General features: G+C 60.8%; 21 protein-coding genes. 8 read left to right on the forward strand and 13 right to left on the reverse strand.

Annotation, left to right across the window (positions count from 1 at the left end):
- The first annotated feature begins 1 nt into the window (after window position 1).
- The 4 genes from AAF563_13570 to AAF563_13585 all read left to right on the forward strand — a co-directional run bounded on the left by AAF563_13570 (window position 2) and on the right by AAF563_13585 (window position 4221).
- Window positions 2–1315, forward strand: a complete 1314-nt coding sequence (locus tag AAF563_13570; protein ID MEM7122307.1) for a glutamine synthetase family protein — start codon at window positions 2–4, stop codon at window positions 1313–1315.
- A complete protein-coding gene (locus tag AAF563_13575; GenBank protein ID MEM7122308.1) occupies window positions 1305–2447 on the forward strand; it encodes an amidohydrolase family protein in 1143 nt (380 codons plus the stop codon). The genes AAF563_13570 and AAF563_13575 overlap by 11 nt, the downstream gene beginning before the upstream one ends.
- Window positions 2448–2480: 33 nt before the next feature.
- The gene (locus AAF563_13580) at window positions 2481–3128 is read left to right on the forward strand and encodes an isochorismatase family cysteine hydrolase (protein ID MEM7122309.1); all 648 of its coding nucleotides are present in this window, start codon (window positions 2481–2483) and stop codon (window positions 3126–3128) included.
- Window positions 3129–3318: 190 nt separating this feature from the next.
- Complete coding sequence (locus AAF563_13585; protein MEM7122310.1) at window positions 3319–4221, forward strand: class I SAM-dependent methyltransferase; 903 nt, start codon at window positions 3319–3321, stop codon at window positions 4219–4221.
- A 21-nt stretch (window positions 4222–4242) separates the two neighbouring features.
- Here AAF563_13585 and AAF563_13590 read toward each other — a convergent pair whose 3' ends face one another.
- Complete coding sequence (locus AAF563_13590; GenBank protein ID MEM7122311.1) at window positions 4243–4830, reverse strand: response regulator; 588 nt, start codon at window positions 4828–4830, stop codon at window positions 4243–4245.
- 58 nt (window positions 4831–4888) lie between these two features.
- Window positions 4889–5410: an invasion associated locus B family protein gene (locus AAF563_13595; protein ID MEM7122312.1), complete on the reverse strand. Its 522-nt coding sequence runs from the start codon at window positions 5408–5410 to the stop codon at window positions 4889–4891.
- A 341-nt stretch (window positions 5411–5751) separates the two neighbouring features.
- On the opposite strand from AAF563_13595, the gene AAF563_13600 reads away from it, so the two are divergent.
- The gene (locus AAF563_13600; protein MEM7122313.1) at window positions 5752–6102 is read left to right on the forward strand and encodes a hypothetical protein; all 351 of its coding nucleotides are present in this window, start codon (window positions 5752–5754) and stop codon (window positions 6100–6102) included.
- 376 nt (window positions 6103–6478) lie between these two features.
- On the opposite strand, the gene AAF563_13605 is transcribed toward AAF563_13600, so the two are convergent.
- Window positions 6479–8533, reverse strand: a complete 2055-nt coding sequence (locus tag AAF563_13605) for a tetratricopeptide repeat protein (protein ID MEM7122314.1) — start codon at window positions 8531–8533, stop codon at window positions 6479–6481.
- Window positions 8534–8793: 260 nt separating this feature from the next.
- Here AAF563_13605 and AAF563_13610 point away from each other — a divergent pair, with 260 nt between their 5' ends.
- The gene (locus AAF563_13610; GenBank protein MEM7122315.1) at window positions 8794–9363 is read left to right on the forward strand and encodes a hypothetical protein; all 570 of its coding nucleotides are present in this window, start codon (window positions 8794–8796) and stop codon (window positions 9361–9363) included.
- A 134-nt stretch (window positions 9364–9497) separates the two neighbouring features.
- Here the strand turns inward: AAF563_13610 and AAF563_13615 are convergent, their stop codons facing one another.
- The 10 genes from AAF563_13615 to AAF563_13660 all read right to left on the reverse strand — a co-directional run bounded on the left by AAF563_13615 (window position 9498) and on the right by AAF563_13660 (window position 18100).
- Window positions 9498–11429: a hypothetical protein gene (locus AAF563_13615; GenBank protein ID MEM7122316.1), complete on the reverse strand. Its 1932-nt coding sequence runs from the start codon at window positions 11427–11429 to the stop codon at window positions 9498–9500.
- Between the two features lie 269 nt (window positions 11430–11698).
- Complete coding sequence (locus tag AAF563_13620) at window positions 11699–12280, reverse strand: GNAT family protein (GenBank protein MEM7122317.1); 582 nt, start codon at window positions 12278–12280, stop codon at window positions 11699–11701.
- A 91-nt stretch (window positions 12281–12371) separates the two neighbouring features.
- On the reverse strand, window positions 12372–12608 hold the full coding sequence (locus tag AAF563_13625) for an acyl carrier protein (GenBank protein MEM7122318.1): 237 nt from the start codon (window positions 12606–12608) through the stop codon (window positions 12372–12374).
- Window positions 12592–13149: a GNAT family N-acetyltransferase gene (locus AAF563_13630; GenBank protein ID MEM7122319.1), complete on the reverse strand. Its 558-nt coding sequence runs from the start codon at window positions 13147–13149 to the stop codon at window positions 12592–12594. Before AAF563_13630 ends, AAF563_13625 begins: the two co-directional genes overlap by 17 nt.
- A 37-nt stretch (window positions 13150–13186) precedes the next feature.
- Entirely contained in the window at window positions 13187–13321 is a 135-nt protein-coding gene (locus AAF563_13635) for a hypothetical protein (protein MEM7122320.1), read from the reverse strand.
- Complete coding sequence (locus AAF563_13640) at window positions 13314–13919, reverse strand: GNAT family protein (protein ID MEM7122321.1); 606 nt, start codon at window positions 13917–13919, stop codon at window positions 13314–13316. The genes AAF563_13635 and AAF563_13640 overlap by 8 nt, the downstream gene beginning before the upstream one ends.
- A gap of 67 nt (window positions 13920–13986) precedes the next feature.
- Window positions 13987–15429: a long-chain fatty acid--CoA ligase gene (locus AAF563_13645; protein ID MEM7122322.1), complete on the reverse strand. Its 1443-nt coding sequence runs from the start codon at window positions 15427–15429 to the stop codon at window positions 13987–13989.
- A 390-nt stretch (window positions 15430–15819) separates the two neighbouring features.
- Window positions 15820–16227: a hypothetical protein gene (locus AAF563_13650; protein MEM7122323.1), complete on the reverse strand. Its 408-nt coding sequence runs from the start codon at window positions 16225–16227 to the stop codon at window positions 15820–15822.
- Window positions 16228–16373: 146 nt separating this feature from the next.
- Window positions 16374–17447, reverse strand: coding sequence for a hypothetical protein (locus AAF563_13655; protein ID MEM7122324.1), 1074 nt, complete (start codon window positions 17445–17447; stop codon window positions 16374–16376).
- Between the two features lie 23 nt (window positions 17448–17470).
- Window positions 17471–18100, reverse strand: coding sequence for a CsgG/HfaB family protein (locus AAF563_13660; protein ID MEM7122325.1), 630 nt, complete (start codon window positions 18098–18100; stop codon window positions 17471–17473).
- A gap of 802 nt (window positions 18101–18902) precedes the next feature.
- Between AAF563_13660 and AAF563_13665 the strand changes: the two genes are divergently transcribed.
- Window positions 18903–19574, forward strand: coding sequence for a helix-turn-helix transcriptional regulator (locus AAF563_13665; protein MEM7122326.1), 672 nt, complete (start codon window positions 18903–18905; stop codon window positions 19572–19574).
- Between the two features lie 149 nt (window positions 19575–19723).
- On the forward strand, window positions 19724–20266 hold the full coding sequence (locus tag AAF563_13670) for a hypothetical protein (GenBank protein ID MEM7122327.1): 543 nt from the start codon (window positions 19724–19726) through the stop codon (window positions 20264–20266).
- The last annotated feature ends 65 nt before the right edge of the window (window positions 20267–20331 follow it).

The following is a 20331-nucleotide window of genomic DNA, read 5'->3' on the forward strand; positions in this document are numbered from 1 at the left end:
TATGAGCGAGGGGGATGTCGTCTATCTGGTTTGGAACGACCTGGTCGGGCTAACGCGCACACGCGGTGTGCCGAAGCGCGCGTACGAGAGCCGTCGAGAACACGGGTTGGGCTGGGCTGCGGCGGGTCAATCGCTGACACCGTTCGAGGATATCGCGCCGAACCCGTGGGGGCCGATGACCGAACTGCGCCAGACGCCGGACCCCGCGACCCAGGTTCACCTTGACGCCGACGGCGATTGGCCGGCGCTGGACTTCGTCCTGTGCAACTCACTGAACGCCGACGGCAGCCCTTGGGAATGCTGTACGCGCAGCTTCCTGATCGCCGCACTTGATGATCTGAAGATCGAGACCGGACTGACGTTGTATTCGGCCTACGAGAACGAGTTCTTGCTGACTGGTGGCGACGGGCCCTGGGTTCCCCCCTTCTCGCTTAGCAGCGCACGCCAGGTGGCACCGTTCATCGAGCGCCTGGTGACCGCCTTGAATAGCGCCGGCGTCGATCTGGAAACCGTCGAGCCGGAGTATGGCCTGAGCCAGTACGAGATCAGTTGTGGACCGGCGCCAGGTGTCGCCGGCGCGGACCGCGTGGTCGTGACGCGGGAAATCCTGCGAGAGATTGCCCGGCGCTCCGGCCTGCATGCCTCGGTGACACCTAAACCGACGCCCGATGGTGTCGGCAACGGCTGTCATCTGCACATGAGCTTTCGCGATAGCGATGGCAATGCCGCCGCCTACGACCCCAACGGTGCAGGAGAGTTGAGCGACGTCGCCGCGCACTTCATCGCCGGCATCTCGCGGCACATGGCGGCCTTGACGGCGCTGACCGCGCCGAGCCTGGTCTCCTACCTCAGGCTTGGTCCGCATCACTGGAGTTGCGGCTACAACACCGTTGGCGTTCAAAACCGCGAGGCCGCAATCCGCATCTGCCCCTCGCCCAAACACGACCCCGCCGAGCGTGGCGCGGCCTTCAATATCGAATTCCGCGCGACCGACGCGACAGCAAGCCCCTATCTGGCCCTGGGCGCGATCGTGCGCGCGGGTCTTGAGGGCATCCGGGGCAAACTTCCGCTGCCGCCCATGCTCGACCGCGATCCCGCTGATCTGAGCGACGCCGAGCGACAGGAGCTCGGCATCGACGCCTTGCCGCAATCACTGGACGAAGCCCTTGATGCGTTCGCCGGCGACGAGACTGTGATGGGCTGGTTCACGCCGACCATGATTGAGGCCTACACGTCCCTGAAACGGTTCGAGAGCGCGATGTTCGCCGATCAAAGCCCCGAAGCCATGTGTGAGAGGTACCGCTATGCCTACTGAACCCAATGTCGACCTGCCCCTGATCGACCACCACTGCCACGGCGTCGTTCCCAGCGACCTGGATCTCACCACGTTTGAGGCGTTGATGAGCGAGAGCTACAAGCCGCCGCCGCCGGGTACGTCCCAGTTCGACAAACCGCTCGGCCTGGTGGTGCGGCGCTGGTGCGCGCCATTGCTCGACCTCGAACCCTTCTGCAGCGGCGAAGCCTATGTCGAGCGCCGCCGTGCGCTGGGCGCCGAAGAGGTGAACAAGCGCCTCTTGCGGGCCTGTGGCATGGAGAGCCTGCTGGTCGACACCGGCCATCGCAGCGACGACATCGCCGACCCGCCGATGATGGCGGAGCTCTCCGACAGGCCGGCGCACGAGGTCGTGCGTATCGAAGCCGTCGCCGAAGAGGTGGCGCGAAGCGGTGTTTCCGCCGGCGATTTCCCGAACGCGTTCACGGAAGAACTGGCGGCACGCGCGCGGACCGCGGTCGGCCTGAAGACCATCGTCGCCTACCGCGTGACCTTCGCCATCGATCAAACACCGCCGTCGTCAAGCGACGTCCAAACCGGTGTCGACCGCTGGTACAAGGCCTCGGAAGAAGCCGGCAAGTTCCGCCTGAACGAGGTTGAGATTGTCCGCCATGGCCTGTGGGCCGGCGGCGAATTGTGCCGGGACCACAAGTTGCCGCTGCAGATCCATGTCGGCTTCGGCGACCCCGACATCTACATGCACGCCTGCGATCCCAGTCACTTCACCGATTACCTGCGCGCGATGGAAGGCTGGGAGGTGCCATGCACGCTGCTGCACAACTATCCCTTCCAGCGCGAGGCGGCCTGGCTCGCCGAGATCTTTCAGAACGTCTATTACGACGTCGGCGTCATCCTGAACTTCGCCGGTCCGCAGGCCGCGGACATCCTGGGCGAAGCGCTTGAAATGGGTCCGTTCTACAAACAGCTTTATAGCTCCGACGCGTTCGGCCTGGCCGAACTCTACTATCTCGGTCAGCTTCAGTTCCGGCGCGCCCTTAAGCAGCATCTCGACCGCTGGATTGCCGAGGACTCCTGCAACGTGAAGGAGGCTGACCGCATCGTCGCGATGATCGCGACCGAGAACGCCGAACGGATCTATCCGCGCGCCAACTAGATCGACCGCCCATCACCTTGTCGGAACACAGCCATGCCAGACACCGCCAAACCAAGCCGCGAAATCCCTCTTGAACCCAATCAATCGGCCCTTCTCTTCATCGATGTGCAGAACTTCTGCGCGCACCCGGAAGGCAGCGAGTTCAACGGGCTTTCCGCGGCCGACATCGACGCGCGCTACGGCTACTACTTCGACAGGCTCGACCAAACAGCCAAGCCCAATATGCGGCGTCTGCAGGCGGCCTGCCGCAAGGCTGGTGTCGAGGTTTTGTACACAACCATCGAAAGCCTGACCAAGGACGGACGCGACCGCAGCCTGGATTACAAAATCACTGGGTTCCACGTGCCCAAGGGGTCGTGGGACGGCAAGGTGATCGACGAGATCGCGCCCAGCGACGACGAGATATGGCTGCCCAAGACGTCGTCCAGCGTCTTCGTGTCGACCCATATCGACTACATCCTGCGCAATCTCGGTGTCCGTCAGTTGGTGATCAGCGGGCTCATCACCGATCAGTGCGTGGAGTCCGCGGTGCGCGATGCCTGTGACCTCGGTTATCTCGTCACCCTGGTCGGCGATGCTTGCGCGACCTATTCCCAGGAGCGTCACGACAATTCTCTGAACGTCATCAAAGGCTACTGCCGTCAGCGCACGACCGATCAGGTGATCGCCGAACTGGAGTAAGCCAGCACAGCGTCATGACTGAACACCGTCTTTGCAGCATGTGCCTAGCAGCTCAAGTAATCAGTTAAACGCCGACCAAACCTCTGTGCATCTAGACACAAAATGGCCATGAACTGACAAGTCGATTTCGTCTTGCCGTAAAGCGCAATGCTCCCCACATTTCAGAAAAATAAGAAACGGGAGCAAGACGATGTTGAAAAGCTACGAAAGAGAGCTGATCGATCGGGGCATAGCCGCCGCAGATTCAACCACATACCAGCAGAACAAGATCTGGTCGCGCCATACCAACGAAAAGGCTGATGTCGCGGACTCGCTGAGCAAGGTTATCCGCAGCATCAACAAGACGGTGCCGCTCTCGCTGCCGCTGCGCGCGCTGGCCCTTGGCTGCAGCGACGAACCACAGTTCCGCATCCTCGAAGCCGCGTTCAAGGGCGGCCTCTACTTGTTTGATATCGACGAGACCGCTCTTGCGGTGGTCGATCGGCGCATCAAACGCCAGTTGATCGAGGGCGTAACGACGGTTGTCGGGGACTACGCGACGTCGTTTGCAACGCCGCGGGATGCCAAGCGTACCTTGGACAAGCGCCTGGGTGGCGAGCGCTTTGATCTGATCACGCTCCACCACTCGCTCTACTACAGTGACAAGTCGACCTGGGCGCCGCTGATGGAGAACCTCTACAAGGGCCTCTTGGCACCCAAGGGCGCGCTTCACCTGGCGCTGATGTCATCGACGCCGCGTCCGGGCACCACCACCTGGCTCTACAATCACTTCGCGGACAGATTCTTCGGTCACCGCAACGACCAGGACCTGCTGGCGTTTCGTGATGTGTTGGCCGAGAGCCCTGCTCTTTCAGACGCCCAGCTCGCGTCCAGAACCAGCGAGGTCCAGTTCTTCGTCGATGATTTCGAGCAGTACATGGCCGTCGTCTGGATGATCATGCTCTATCCACACGTCCACAACTACAGCCTGGACCAGCGGCGCGAAATCACGACGTTCGTCTTGGAGAACTTCTGGTGGTCGAAACGGCCCCTGGTGCAGGTTCAGGACTATCTGGCCGTCTACAAGGATGTGCGGGGCGGCGTTTTGGTCTGATTCCTAGACGCCCGTCGAACTCTAGCCCTGGAGAGCAATTCGAACGAGGTCGGCAACCGAGTCCGCGCCGGACTTCATCATCAGGCGCGCTCGGTGGGCCTCGACCGTGCGATGGCTGATGCCCAGATCCCGGGCGATCAGCTTGTTGGTCTTGCCCGCGACGATGCCCTGCAGGACCTGCCGCTCTCGCGGCGAGAGCCGATCCATCGTCGAGGTGTTCTTGGCGGTACCGGCAGCCTTTTGCCGTGCGCTGGAAGCACGCTCGAGGCTCGATAGAAGGGCATCCTGGGAGAACGGCTTTTCGATGAAATCGACGGCGCCCTCCTGCATGGCCCGCACGGCCGCCGGCACGTCGGCATGGCCGGTCATCATGATCACCTTGAGGCTGGTGTTCTCCTCGCGGATCCGCGCGAGCACTTCCAGGCCGTCAATGTCGGGCAGACGGACATCCAGCAACACCATGCCTCGTTTCAGGCGCGGCAAGTCGTGCAGGAACGCCCGGCCAGCGTCATAGCAGACCGGTGAGTAACCCGACGATGTCAGGAGTGTCTCGAGCAGAACCCGGACATTCCTTTGATCGTTGACAATGAAAACGCGACGATCCGGCATGATGAACGTAGAAGGAGTCGATCAGGCGGCACGCTGGTGCGTACCGCCGACGACTTTCTTAGCCACCAGACATCAGTTCGTTATAGGCGGCGGTGAAGCCACTTAGCGTGAACGGCACCAAGATGATCGTCTGACCTTCGTCGATGACATAGGCGGTCATGCCATCACCGCCTTGCTTGAGCTGTTCGATCAGCTGCTCGTTCTCGCTGATGTCAAGAATCAAACGGCAATTAGTTTCGTCGGCGCACTCGGTCACAATCAAGCCGGCGCTATAACCGGTATCGATACGCATGGTGACGGGCGTCCCTGGCAGCGACGGGCCCAAGCGGATCTCCATCAGGAGGCGGTCGCCTTCCAACTCTTCGCCGATATAGAGCCGCATGCCGGCGGTCACGTAGTAAAGGACACACTTAGGCGCCTGACAGTCCACGGTCCACGTGTCCGGCACGATATCCTGCGCCTGGGCGGAGTCGGTGTCCGCCGCCATCGAGATGCCCGCGGCCAGCAGCGCCGTCGCAGCGATCGACTGAATTCGTCTATTCACGATCGAGAAAGCCCCGATCGAGCCAAACAGCTTCATAGTGTCTCCTCCGTCATCATTTACACCGGATTGCGCCGAGTGTGTTGGTTCGCGCCGTGTTGATCGAGAAAGCAAACGGCTTCATGTCGATTATTCGCGGGTAATACTTCTGACCAGCCGATGTCACATTGATACTTACGAACAAATCCTTACGTACCACAAGTCCAAGGTAGTGAAACGCAACAAGACTGAAGGGTTAGTGCCCGGCGCCGAACTCTGCCGTAAACTGCCAGCCGGGCGAGGTTCAATCATCCCGTCACAACGGATAACCGTATCTTTCACCAGGGTCCATGTCGGCGATCACACGAAAAGCAATCTTTATGGATCGAAGGTAGAACTCCATGCCCGGTTTGCGCGCTTTCCTGTTGATTCTTGCGGGCTTGACCACGACGGCCCTCCATTCCCCAACCCTCATGGCCGCCGATCTCAACTTCGGCAGGTCCCTGGCGGATGAGCAGTGCAACACGTGCCATGTCATGCCGGGCGAAACCGTTGGTTTAGGTCAAGCGCGTGATCTCGGCAAGGTCGTGCAGGTGGTCGACTGGTCGCACCTTCGCCTGCGCGAGTGGTTTGCCACCGCCCACCCGGTGAGGCTGTCTTTTCAGAAGACCGACCGCGATCTTCACGAACTGCGTCTTTACCTGATGGATTTACAATCGCAATCCATGTTGGGCGGTTTGAGCACCCAATGACGGTCTTGCGTGCGGCCAGAGGTGGCCGAGTCGGGCAGACGGTCCTGAGCGCGACAGATGGGAGCTGAGGAGAGAGCGGCCCCCGCCGCGGGTGCAGGTCGGGGTCGGGGAAGCGGCGAGGGCCTTTTCTCAGATGCTAGAAGCATCGTCTTCGAAGCGCTCGTGGGGACGTAAGACGCTTACGAAGTGGCCTGATTAGACGCCATCACCCCGCGTTGGCGAAGCATGATTCAGGATTACGCTTCCGAGCATTGAAGGTATGCCTCACCATAATCTCCAACCCGGAGAATTGGTATAGCCCCTCCCTAGACGAAAGGGTTAGTCGAACGGTGTGGCTCCGCAAACCGTGTCCAGTCCGGCACGGACAGCGCTGCGGTCAGATAGCCGAGCCGGCAACGCCCGCATGGCTCGGCAGCTTCGTCTCAAGCATCGCGAGTTCGGGTTCACGCCCGGCAACACGCTCCAGCATCTGCTCGAACCGGCTGATCACGACTGCTTTGTCGAACAGAGCACCGGCATCGCGTCCGGCAACCAGGTTCGCAGTGATCTGAGCGCGCCGCTCCGGCTGGCGCGCCAGGTCGATCGCAAGGGCGACATAGTCGCGCGGCCCATTGACGACCAAACCATCCTGACCGGCCGCCTTCATGAGGCTGGCGCCGGCGCGCGACGGCGCCGTATTGCCCGCGAACGTAATGGCGGGAACACCGGCCCACAGGGCATCCATCAACGCCATGTCGCTGCTTTGCTTGTGGGTATCCAACCAGACGTCGACGCAGGCCAGACGGCTGAGATGGGATGTTTTGGCGCGCGAGCGTCCAGCGATAATCAGCCGGTCGGGATCGATGCCGGATGCTGCCGCGGCTGCTCGCAGATTTGTCACCGTCAATCGATTCATGCGACCCAACCACAGGACGCTGTCAGGCAGGGCGGCCAGGATCTTCATCCAACAGTCAAAAGCCTCGGGGTCGAAACGCAACGCCCGGCCGAAACAGGCAAAGACGGTTCCTTCGCTCGGCAAGCCAAGTGACTGACGATCGGGGCGCGCCGGGATCGGCAGTGATTCGTGCCCTAACACCTGGTGACCGGCCGGCAGGTAAAGCAGAGACTCGCCAAAGTGCTCCGCGTTGGCCGGCGGCACCGTCACATTGTCCGTGACCATGAAATCGGCACACGACGGTCCGGTGGTCACGACCAGATTGGGCCACGTCAGCTGGACCGGCGCCGGGCGCTGGGCAACGATACCCAGGCGGCCGCCAGGCTGGTGACCGGACAGGTCGACCAAGACGTCGAGGCCATCCGCGGCGATACGCTTGGCGGCCTCGACATCGTCCAACTGCCTCAGGTTCGTGTAGCCATCGCACACGCGCTCTATTTGACTTTGACGGTTCAGCTCGTTGCCGCAGCAATAAGCAAAAACGGCGAAGCGGTCGCGATCGTGGCTCTGTGCCAGCGTCTGCAGCTTTCGGCGCGCCGGCTGATTGTCCAAGCCGTCGATGAAGTAGCCGACACGCAGCCGATCCGATGCCTTCGGCGTGGGAACGGTCTTGTGCCAATCGCTACGTTGCGTCGGCGCCTTACGCGATGCCGCGACGGTCGCGGCCGATCCCATATCGTACAGTAGCGCGGGATCGTCGGTTCGAAGGGTACACAGAAACGGCGTTTCCGTAACAAGAGCGCCCCGTTGGACCTGGTCTTCGGTGACCTTGGCGAGCCGGTTGGCGACCCAAGCGCGACGCTCCCATGCGCAGGCGTAGCTCAGGACATTGAACAGGTTGACCAGAAAGACCGGATCGTCCGGGCGCATGCTCAGGGCCTGTTCGTATGACGCGATCGCCTCTTCGAGTTCGCCCAGATTGCGCAGCTCGTTGGCAAGGTTGTTGTGCGCCTCGATCATGCGAGGGTTGATGGCGAGCGCGTGGCGATAGGACGCGATGGCCTCGGCCGAACGGCCCATCTCGCGCAGCACGTTGCCGCGGTTGTTATGAGCCACCGCCATTTCCGGCTCAAGCTTGATGACACAGTCAAGGCAAGCCAGCGCATCGTCCAAACGGCCGAGGCCGCGCAGCGCGGCACCCATGCTGATCAGCGCCGGCGTGCTATCGGGTTGCAGGCTGAGAGCCATGCGGCAGGCTTCGACGGCATCGGCGTGGCGGCCCAGCGACCGCAGCACCTCGCCGCGCATCCGGTGCGACGCCGTCAACAGTTTCAGATCATCGTCGGACACCATGTCGAGGCAGCGCTCGAACAGCTCGAGGGCCGTGTCGAACTTGCGTCGCGCAAACTCGATTTTGCCGAGCAGATGAACTGCGTCGGCACGGTCAGGCTCAATCTTAAGGATCCGGCGGTAGGTCGCGGCGGCCTTTTCGTGATGGCCGGCCAAATAGTGCTGCGCCGCGATGGCATACATTTCCTTAAGGTTGATGTTCGCCATCGCCGTCACCCACTATGTTGTCTGTCCAAATCGCCGCCGGCTCATACCTGGGGCGCGAAGTAATCTACCAAGGGCGGAGAAAAAACGATTGTGGGCATGGGTCGTAAATCAAGTATCGGGAGGCCTACTACAAACGGGACCTCTACCTCTTAAGAGCAAATTCTGCTCGAAAGATAGAACTCTTGGCTTATCACCAAGGCAAAGGGGCTAAGACCTATACCCATCAGACTTGGTAGGGGCTCTAGCGTATAGTCCTGGCCATGCGCTCCCTTATTATTCCCGCAGCAACGACCGTGTTGCTGACAACGGCGGCTTGCGACCCTGCGACGCTGGGTATGACCGCTGCCGGCATGGTTCTGGATGCCATGGTCGATCCGTCTCAAACCGCCGCCAGCCAGGCGCCCAACGTCATGGAGGCCCTGAGCGGCCTTGATGACCAGGTATCCGAAAGCTGTTTGGCGATGATCGATGGCGGGCCGCAAGGAAGCGCCTCGAAGGAGGACGTCGAGATCGAGTCCCGCGGCGGCAATGCCGGCACACCGATCGAGGTTTCCGCGGACGCCGAAACCGACAAGGTCGTGGCCGAGACCGATGCCGACGGAGATGAGTCCGTGGTCACGGGCGTGCAGACCGGGGTTGCCATGTCATCGCAGACGGAAAAGGTCTGCAGCGTTCAGCCCGTCTGTCTGCCGGGCAATAGTTTTCCGGTCGAGATGATGATGTGCTCGGATGTCGAGGTAACAACGGCCCAAGCGGACGCGCCTCAGACGTCCATTCCCAGCAACACGACCTGGGCGTGGACCGAGGGCGACGAGACTGTCTCACCATAAACAGACCCCGGCCCCGCCTTGGCCGGCTCCAGTTCCCTAGAGCCACTGTTCTAACTGACGCGAACCCGATCGCCCGTGCCGTCGTTGGGCCGATCGTTGTTGGCGACCTATCGGTCGGAACCGATCTGCTGTCCCTAAGGAATCGGCGCCAGCGTCCCGGCCAGATCGTTCGCCAGGGCGATATCATCGGGTGAAAGGCGCTCGGCCAAGCGAAGTCGTTCGCAGTTCGCCAGTTGATGGCCGCGGTCACCGGCCAGGCTGAACCAGGCATAGGCCGCACGGAGGTTGCGCGGCAGCGCATCGCCGGTCAGATACAATAAACCCACGAGATACTGCGCCGTCGGCAAGCCATCCACGGCAAGCGGCTCCCACGCTGCAAGCGCGCCGTCGAAGTCGCCCGCCGCTTTCGCGCGGAAACCGGCCTCCAACGACGCAAGCTGATCTGCGCTTAGCGGCTCGCCCGGTTGTTGATCTATCTCGGACGGCTCATCACCGAGGTCGCCTTCTTCGCGAATGACCGGCATGGCCATTGTCGCGCCGGTCGCCGTGTCGGCGCAGGAGAAGTTCGGCCCATCATCGACCTGGCGCGTATCAAGGCGACCGGTCGTTACACTAACTGACTCACCGCTTCCGACGGTCTGACCACTGCTGGCGGAGCTCGAAGGAGCCGTGGGCGCAAGATCGGTTGACGTCTCTTCCAACGGCTCTTTGGGATAGTACAGCGCCGCGACCTCGGCAGGCGGCGCCCATCGTGAATCCGTGTCTGCCGTTTCGCCGTCGGCAACGGCGCTATCGGACTGAATGGACACCCCGGACGTCTCGGACTCGCCCTCGACATCCGCCGCGCCGGCCGATGCCTCAGGCGGCACGATCGCAACCCCAGAATCGGTATCCCATAGCTGGACCACGGCTTGCTCGTCCGACTCGATCTCGTCGTCATTTACCGAGTCACCGCTGCCCAAAAGGCCCGCCAAGATACCGGCACCAATTCCGGTATCGGTTTCACGATCGCCATCGCTGGTCGATGCGTCGTCGTCGGGTACGGCGGCGGCGATTGTGGTCTCGCCGACCGGCTCGACGTCGACATCATTGCTGTCACCATCCACGGTCCCCTGCCCGGCCGCGTCACCGACAATCGTTCTCCGGCGTAACTGTCCCGTCACGATCGAGGTCTCCAGCGCTTCCAGCTCCGCCTCCGACATGTTGGGGTCAATCGCCGCAATCTGGGTGTCGTCCGTTTGGGTGTCGTTCGACTCAACGACACTCTGGGTGTTCTCGTCATCACCGGTTATGGCGGCCAGGATGCCACCTTCAGTGTTGCTTCCGCCGCTGGATACGGCTGTCCCAATGGGTTCTTCGACGGAACTTGCATCGGCCACGGCCTCGCTTGGTGCCGGTCGGGCAGGAAGTCGCAGAGCCGGGCGCGCTTCGATGGCCGCCAACAAGTGCTGTTGCGCGGCAACCGGGTCTGCCTCAACACCGATGCCGTGCTGAAACAAGCGGGCAAGCGCGATGTGGGCTTCCGGCAGGCCGGCATTGGCGGCTTGCTGATAACGGAACACGGCGACCGGTGGGTCGGCGGTCGTCAGGTGGCCTGTCTCGTGCAGCACACCAAGCTTGTATTGCGCGAGCCGATTGAGGGTCGCGGCTTCGCGCTCGACGATGTCGATCTCGGCATCGTAGACGCCGGCAACATTGCGCCACTCACCCTCGTCAGCCAACGGCGGCAGGCCGCGCCACAGGCGGCCGGCATGGGCGACATCGCCGGCGTCTTGCGCGCCAAAGAAGTAGGCAATGCCCTCGGCCAACACCACGCCCGTGTTGTCGGGCATCGCGGCGGCGTCGCAATAGAACTGCGCCGCCGGCCAGTTCCTCGACAAGACCAGCTCGATACAGAAGTAGGGCTCTACCGCGCGCGCTTTGCTCGCAACGATTGGGCTGCTTACTGCGAAACCGATCACGCCAGACAGAAGCGCAAGCACCAAACCCCAGCAACTGCCGTGCCGGCGCCAAATAGGCTTCTTGCCCAATCTCTCGGTCGAATGCCCGTTTCGATACGTCGTCACACGCACTCCCTAGCCCTGATCCCGTAAGGCCAATCCGCTCGGCCTATCATAACAGAACCCGCCATCCGGCCCATGTGGCCAGGTGCCGGACCTGCGGTGCATCGGGATAACATCCCTTTGGGACAGCGCTCTGGCCCGACTGACGGTCCCCGCCACGCGTCTGGCCATCAGCTTGTCCACAGAATGTGGACGTTGTGAGACAACCGGAGGAAACCGGCGTATCGAAGCCAGTTGGAGGCGAGAGACACACGATTGGCTGAAAAGTGCCATCAAGAGCGCCGGCGTGCTGCAGCTTTCTTCCGGTCACCTTTCTTGGGCTTGGCCTTTGCCTGGTCGGCCTGCCGGCGGGACCGCCATTCATCCTTCAGCATGCAGAACTGGTACTGATCCAACCGTCCCTCGCCATAGAACGATCTCCACTGCTCCTTCAGGATGCCTTCCAGATGCCAACCTTGCGTCTTGTAGTTGAAAACGGACGGGAAGTTGCGCACGAGCGGACGGCCGATGACCTTCTCAACACCGCGCACCCGAAAGAAATGATCGAGCAAGGCGGCGCGGCACTCGTTGACGACCTTGCTGCCCCAGTAGCCGGTGTCGCCGATCATCACATCAATGGTCGCCGTTTGATGAATGTCGTCAATGCTCGCGTAGAAATTGCCAACATGCGCTTTGGATCGACGCTCAAAGATGCCGATCTGGAAGTTCTTGATTCCGTCGACGGCTCGGATGATCGCCTCCAGCTGCTGGACGGTCAATTGGCTCGTCGGTTTGTTGAGAGGCTTCATCACACCGGGGTCCGCCAACCAGGAGACGAACCGCTCGGTTGCGTCACTTAGTTCCAGCGATCGCAAGAGAAATCGCTCGGTGGTGAGTCGGATCGGAACCGGTTTCTTGTCTGTCGGCGGCATGTTGGTGTCTGCTTATCCTGTGCGGCGGCGTCGGTTAAGACGCTTTGCCGTTAAGGATCGCCGCGACGTCGTCGAGCGATTCAATCGCGATAATCTGATCGGGCCCAAGCTCGTGACCCAGCTTGGCTTCGATCGCCAGGATCAGGCGCAGGTGGGCCAGGCTGTCCCAGGCTTCGGGATCGCCGAGACGGGCCTGTGCCGAGACGGTCTCCGGCTCCACTTCAAGCGCTTCGGCAAGGATCTGTCGTGCTGAATCAAGACTTGCTGTCACTGTTCTTACCCTTCCGCATCGCGAACCACTCGTCCTTTAGGAGGCCGAACTGGAATTGATCGAGCCGACTGTCATCGAGGTTGGACTGCAGCTGACCCTTGAACGTCCCTTCCAGACGCCAACCCTCGGCCTTGTAATTGAACACCGACGGAATGTTGCGCGCCGGCGGTTGGCCGATGGCCTTCTCAGCGCCCAGAACGTCGAAGAAATGATCGAGCAAGACCGCGCGTGTCTCCGCGACGACATTGCTGCCCCAATAGGACTTGTCGCCAATCAGAACGCTGAACGTCACCGTCTTGTTGTGCCAGTCTGCGTCGATGAAGTAGAGCCCGATGAACTTGCTGGGATGGCGCACAAAAATGCCGATCAGAAAGTCGTTGATGCCATCGCGCGACAGGATTGTGCCGCGCAACTCGTCGCGACTTAGCGACCTGGCGACCTGATTGAGCGGCGTCATGACCTCGGGGTCCGCCAACCAGGTGCTGTAAGGCTCGCCCGCATCCTCCGGCCGGAGCGAACGCAACAGAAAGCGATCGGTCATCAACCTGATCGGCTTCGGTTTGGGCCGAGACCGCACCCTACCCGCCGGCATGGCCCACCTCGGCTGCGACGGGCCAAAACGCATCGCGGCGCACGCCATCGACCGGCTGAGCATAGGCAACCGGCGGCACGCCACGCGCGTCGGTTGATGTCGCGGGTGAACCGTCAGACACCACCATCACCCACGATCGACTCACGCAGCTCCAGCCACTCTTCCTTCAACAAACCGAACTCGTACTGGTCCAACCGGCTTCCATCGTCAATCGATCGGATCTGCCCCTTTAGAACGCCTTCCAGTCGCCAGCCTTCCGCCTTGTAATTGAACACGGACGGAATGTTTCGCGCAGGCGGACGGCCAACAGCCTTTTCCATGCCGCGTTGCAGAAAGAAGTGATCAAGCAAGGCAGCGCGGGTTTCAAGGACGACCTTGTCGCCCCAATAGGCCTTGTCACCAATCATCACGCTGAACAGACCGTTGCGGTTCTCCCAGTCCATGGTCACATAGTAGACACCGATAAAATCGCCAGTGCGGCGCGTGAAGATGCCAATCTGAAACCTGTTGATGCCGTCGCAATCGGCTATGGAAGCTGCCCAAACTTCACGTCGAGGGTTGTCATCGACCTCCTGATTGAGTGGACCCATGACCTCGGGGTCGGCGACCCAATCGAGAAATGGCTTCTTTGCATCCTCCGGCCGAAGTGAACGCAAGACAAAACGTTTGGTAACCAGCCTAATCGGCTTGGCCTTCTCGCGTCGTCGTGTCGGCTGCATCGTCCGCCTCTATGCGCAATGCCTGGCGCGGTGCGCCGGCTGTCGTTGTGGGGCGGCGATCATCGCCCTAGTCGGAAGCAAAGCAAGCCTCCGCAACCACGTTGCGGTTTATCTTGCCACGGTCGGTTTTGGGGATGGCGTCAAGAACGAACCACTTCTCCGGATTCTTCTCGCGCACCAGGCGCTCTCGGCACCAGGACTTTATGTCGTCGATGGCGTGGCCCTGGTCGATGACGACAGCGACACAAACCATCTCCCCCACGATTGGATCAGGCGCGCCAAACGCGCAGGCTTCGACAACACCGTCGTGGCGCTCCAGAAGCAGATCGATATCTTCTGGATGGACCTTCATGCCGGCGCGGTTGATCTCATACTTCTCGCGCCCCGTGAGCCGGACGACGCCACCCTCGACGTGACCGATGTCGCCGGTATGAAACCAGCCGTCTTTCAGCACCGCGGCCGTCAAGTCATCAAGCTCGAAGTAGCCGGCCATGAGCGAGGGAGCCTGAACGACGATCTCACCATCGCCTTCGGCGGCAATGGATCCGTCGTCCTTTAGCACGCCGGCCTGGCCGCCCCACATGCGTCCGACCAAGCCATCCTGAGGCTCAAACGCCGCCGCCGACGCGCCGCCGATCCAGTTCGCCGTTTCCGTGATGCCATACATGTTCACGACATTTCGTGTGCCGCACCACTCGATGATCTTTGACCACAAGTCCGCCGAGAGTGGCGCGGACCCGACGTGTACCCTACGAAGAGAGCCGCCGGACGGCGGCTTCGACATCTTGAGCGCCATTTTCCACAGCGCGGGAACGGAACTCATGAACGTGATCGCGTGCTCGTCGATGACAGCGCCCAGCTGCATGACCGCACGCGCATCACTGCCGGCGATCAGTGTGACGTCGCCGCCGTGGAGCAGCGGCGTCAGGCTGTTGCCGATCAGGCCGTGGCCAAAATGGGTCGGCAGGGTGCATAGCGTTCGGCGAAAATCGTCGCGGCCGATAAACGTCTCGTTCAGCGCCAGGCGCGCCACCAAAGAACGAAACGTGTGGACAACCCCCTTTGGCGTGCCGGTCGTGCCGGACGTAAAGAGCATAAGGGCGGGATCATCAAGCGTGGCCCGGCGATCAGTACGCGGCGCCGGATCAGGACCGACCGACGCGCCGAAATCAACGACCGGGATGCTGGACATGGCGCGGGCACGATCGAGATCCCCATCAACCAGGACAAGCTTGGCCCGAACATGACCGATGACCGCATCCACCTCATCGGCCGTCAACCCGGGATTGAGGACAGCGACCGCCGCGCCAGCAGACCAGGCGGCCAGCAGATCGGCAAAAAAAGCGCCGGACCCGCCCTGCCACAGCGCCACGGTGTCACCGGGTCCGATACCGCCTTCGCTCAAGGCAAGACAGCGTTCCCGGGCTTCCGAAGCGATCTTCTCGCCCTGCCAGCGTGTCCCGGTCGCTTGGTCGGTAACGGAGCCCAGATTGTCAGCAAGAATAAGCATGAGTTACGTCTTTTCCGACCCGCCAAGAGCCGCGCACACAATCAGTAAAAGCTATCGCGACTGTACCCGGCCGCTGAAACGGCAAGATGCGGTCCGTATCGTGTCAGTTGGGGTGGAACGCCCTTCCAACAACATCGAGAATGCCGAATTCGTTAACACGAGGCTATGACACCAGTCACGCAAGACGCTGATTGGTGGCCCGTTTCTTCGGGTTTGCCTTCCCCCCAACCAACGCGAAGCGCCCGCCTGATCGTCATGAGACGTTCAGACGGGCGCTATCCCGCTTTGACACCCTAAAGATGCCATTCACTTCTTAGGCTCGGCCCCGAGCGTAGGTCAGGAGACGAGAAAATCTAGATCAGCCATCAACCCTTGTGGGTTGATCAACCATTAACCGCCAGACAAAGCCTCCAGGGCGTCCGACAGGTCGCCGTTCACGTCCTGGTTGGACTCGGCATTGGCATCCTGATCGCCAAGGCTGTCCTGGCCCATGTCGATGATCGCGGTAGCGCCATCACCGATAATGATGCAGGACGAGTTGGCGGTCGCGGAAGACTGCGACTCATCGGAACCGCACAGCAGGACGTCGCCGCCGCCGCCGCCGGATGACACGACCGGCTGCTGGGGTGAGAACAGGCCTTCGTCGACCTGCTTCATCACCACGGCGCTGCTCAGGCCGTCGCGGTTGCTGTTGCTGTAAGCGCGTTCGAACATCTGCGCGCCGGCCGGCGCGGCAAGCACGCCCATGGCGGTCGTAACGGCCAGGGCGGCGACGATGTTCTGAAACTTTGTTACCATCATTCTTCTCCTTCCGAACAGGATTTGCCGATCCAAGAATGTTTGCGGGAGAGGAGGGTCGCCGGGATGCAACAGCTGCTGCATCCCGGCTTCCCAACACTTGCGGATGATTAAACCTTCATCCGAACCTTACACCTCACACAGTCTTACTCGTCGCCACAGTTGACGGCGCAGACGGTGATGTTGGAGACGTTACCAACGGCCGTGGCGGTGACCGAAGTCAGAGCACCGTCGAGCGTGCCGAGGTCAACGTAGTTGTCGATGACGTGCAGACCCAGGTAAGCGTTGGCCGTAACGTCGGCATACGCGAACTGCGTCAGGTCAGCGATAACGACCGCATCATCAGGCGTGGCGGCATCAACGTTGATGCTGTTGGAGTTGGCAACAGCCGTCGCGGAGATGTCAGCCTGAGCCTGCTGGATGTACCAGGAACCAGCGTTGGCCGAGATGTTGGCCTTCTCCAGCTGGCCGTTGAGGGCCAGGTAGAGCAACGCATCAGCGAGCTGGGTGTGCTCATTCTTACCGCTGAGCCAGTACGGCAGGTAGGCATGGTCGCCATCACCCACGACGAACTGACCTTCGTGGACCATGACGGCCACGTCAGAGTCGATGCTCTCGGCGTTGCCGATCGCGGTCGCGGTGATCTCAACCAACGGCAGCTGGTCAAGCGTGAACGGATCCGGGACCAGAACTTCCTGGTAGCCGCTCCACTCGAAGCCACCATAGAGCTTGCCACCGACATGACCCTTGGTCTTGCCATAGAACGGATCGATGTCCTTCACGTAGTGCGGCTCGATCCACTCCTTGCAGCCCTTGCCCCACCAGCACTTCTTCTCTTCGGTCAGGTAGGCGATCTCTTCGTCCAGGACCTTGCCCTGGGTGTGGCCAGAGAAGTAACCGCTGAACTTGCCTTCGAACGAGCCCGAACCGCCGCTTTCCAAGCGAACGATGTCATAACCCGGCGCGGCAGGCTTGTGCAGGACGGCCTCGACCCAAGCGTTGGCCTTCACGTCGCCAACGAAGATCTGAAGCTTCTCGACCTGGACCAGACCACTGGGGTCGAATTCCGGATCGATCTTAACCTTGATGAGGACCTTCTCGTAGATGTCGGCGTACCAGTCCCAATCGACCGTATCGAAAGCGGAAGCCTGGGTGCTCGCCAGACCCATGGCAACGGCGGAGGCGCCGGCCAGAAGGGTCGCTTTACCGAACGTATTCATAACTACCATTCTCCTTTCAGGATTTAGAGCTGCTCGAGGTACGACGCCATATGGTCTGTCTCAACGAGACGGCAGCTCTCGCTCGCGGGCAGACCAAGGAATTCCGTCATGATCTGGTAAACACCCATCTCAACGACGGAACGGACGCCGAGCTGGAGCGGTTCATTCCTGATCCGTCCGGCGTCAAACTCAACCAGGGTGTCGCCGAAGAAGCGGAACACATTCGCTTCGACTTCGAACCCGTAAATCTGTTTCTGGAGGCTCACCACAAACGGCACCGCGAAGGTGCGCGAGCTGATCACGCGCATGTCGAGTGCAACGTTGATCACCACCGTGCGAGCGCCGCCGCCAATGCCGTCGATAAACAGCTGGGCGCCTTCGCTGACGATGTTGTAGTTGAGCTCGGTCAACGCGCCGGCGATGACAAAATCGCTGGCGGGAAGGTCGGTGTATTCATCAGCCGAGCGCGACAGGCGGCCCTGTTCGGCCAACTGGACTTCGGCGAGGGGGATGCGCAGGTCCAGGCGCTCAACCAGGTTCGCCTTGTCGGTCTTGGCAAGCGCGCTGATGACCATCTCGGAAACGCCCTGCGACAGCGCGTAGCCGTTCTCGTCATAGTTGATCTGGCCCGTCTTATCGGCGACTTCACCCACGGCGAAGACCGGCAGATGATTACCCTGGACACCGCCCAACGCGCGCAGACACTGACTGTAAGGCGTGTCGTTGCTGGTAACCGGGAAGCTGAAGGCAGGCTGCACGCCTTCCTTCGGGTAGGGGCCGGTGTTGCAAGCCGTTACAACAAGAGCAACAGCCGCAATTGCCGCAGGAACGAATAGACGCATTTTGCTGGACCCTCCTCAAACCTCGGTCACGCTCGCAGCCGGGACCGGGTACGCCGGATCGCCTCCGGCAATGACGTGAAATCTCGTGCGTTGAAGCTTACGGAAGAGGTCCAGAAAGGTAAGAGTTAAGAAGTACTAATCGTGCTGGAAAAGGGATTACCCCCTTCTCTCCTCGTAATTAAAAAGGATAGGCTACTATCTAAAGGGTAATACTGTTCTTAATATTTAGTTAACGTTCATCCAAAGTCGTAGACCTTTTTACCCGTGGTGTAGTCACGGATTTTTGACAAACTGCGGGTCGTGGTGTTCGCCTGTTGCGACACCTATCTAATGTTGGCCGGTTAAGAAGCTTGGATACTCGTCAAAAGCCATACCGTCCGATCGATAGGATGGGCGCGATCTGCCTCAAGACCGCGCTCGGCCGGCTGCCGTGACGTCGCCATGAAGAAGACGTCTTGGCCAGTCACCATGTTACCCGGTCGCGATTGCCGCGAGGCAACCGCGCTCGTCATCCGCCCAATAAAGGTGCCGCACAAAAAAACCAGGCACCACTGTGCGCGAACCAACGTAATGCAAGAATTAGGGACCAATTCTGAACAGGGACTGCATGAGGATGCAAACAAGTGAAACAAGTGCGGCACGACCCCTCAATGTCGCCATCGTAGCCGAAGGCTCCACGCCAGAGCTCCAGCTTCAGCGGGCTATGGCCGAAGAGCACGGCATTCAACTCAATCAGGCCAAGCGCCTGTCGGACTTGCCGACGCAAGCCTCCGAGAACGGCCGCCCGAACGTCGTGATCGTTTGGCACACCAAACTGAACGACATGGAGTATGCCGATCTGCTCAGGGTGTCGCGGCGCGCCACCATCGTCGTGGCGCTGAGGCGCGATGACCTGCTGCAGGCAACAAACCTTTTGTCGCTGGTCGATGCCTGGCTGTTCGTTGACGAGCAGCTGCCACTGACGGCCGAAGTCGCCAGGCTCAGCCTCGACGGCTATTGCCTGGTGCCGCCGTTCATGACGCCGTCCTTCACGGTGACCGAACTGCGCCTTCAGCTGCTGGCATCGTTGACACCGACGGAACAGCAGGTTCTGGCGCTGCTTGGCGAAGGCAAGAGCAATCGGACGATATCCGAAGAATTGGATATGACCGAAGCCAACGTGAAGTACGTCGTCAGGAGCCTTTTGGGTAAATTGCAACTGCGAAACAGAACTGAAGCCGCTGTTTTCGCCGCCATTCAAGCATTCGTGCCGGCCGCACGATCATATGAAACCAGCTTGAATTGACGATCTAAAGGGGTGGATCAAGGTTATTAGGCGGGATTGCATACCGGTTGTTCGCAATCCACTTGATTATTTGGTCCAGATTACGGCTTAATTTGCGATGAGGGGGGCCAGAAGGTTCGGCCCCGTCCATGTACGGCAGGAGAGAACCGATGCGATTTCGTCTCGTCTTGGCAGCCATGATTGGTGCAGTTGCCTTGCTCCATATGGCACCGGCCAGCGCCCAGTTGAACAACGAGCCGTTCTCGTTCGACACGCCCGATGGCGGTGTCGGCATGAGCACGGCGGCGCGCCAGGCCATCATCAACCAGCAACTTTTCAACGCGACGCCCGACAACATCATGCGCGCCGCGGACGGAACGCTGCTGACGATCACCCAAAACAACCGCGGCGGCCGTGTGCCGATCGTGACCAGCGCCAGCGGCGAGATAATCCCGCAGTTCCGCGGACGCGGCTTGGACCTGGGCGGTCTGTTCTTTGAGAACGTCGGCACGGGCAGCGGCGACGGTGGTCAGTTGTTGCTCGGCTTCGGTTCGAGTTCCGGCATCACCGTGACAAGCTGGACGTTCCGCCTGGTGGCGGCAACAACCGGTGGCGGCGGCTATCCGTCGTTCGGTGGCGGCTATGGTTATGGCGGCGGATCCGCGGATGCCATCAACACCTGGACATCACAGGTCTTCGGCCTGGGTGGATAGTATCGGACGGTAAGTACCGGCGCCGAGCCTGGCTGGGCGCCCTCTTCTGCCAACATTTTCGCCGA

Source organism: Pseudomonadota bacterium (assembly GCA_039028155.1).
Taxonomy (GTDB): Bacteria; Pseudomonadota; Alphaproteobacteria; order SP197; family SP197; genus JANQGO01.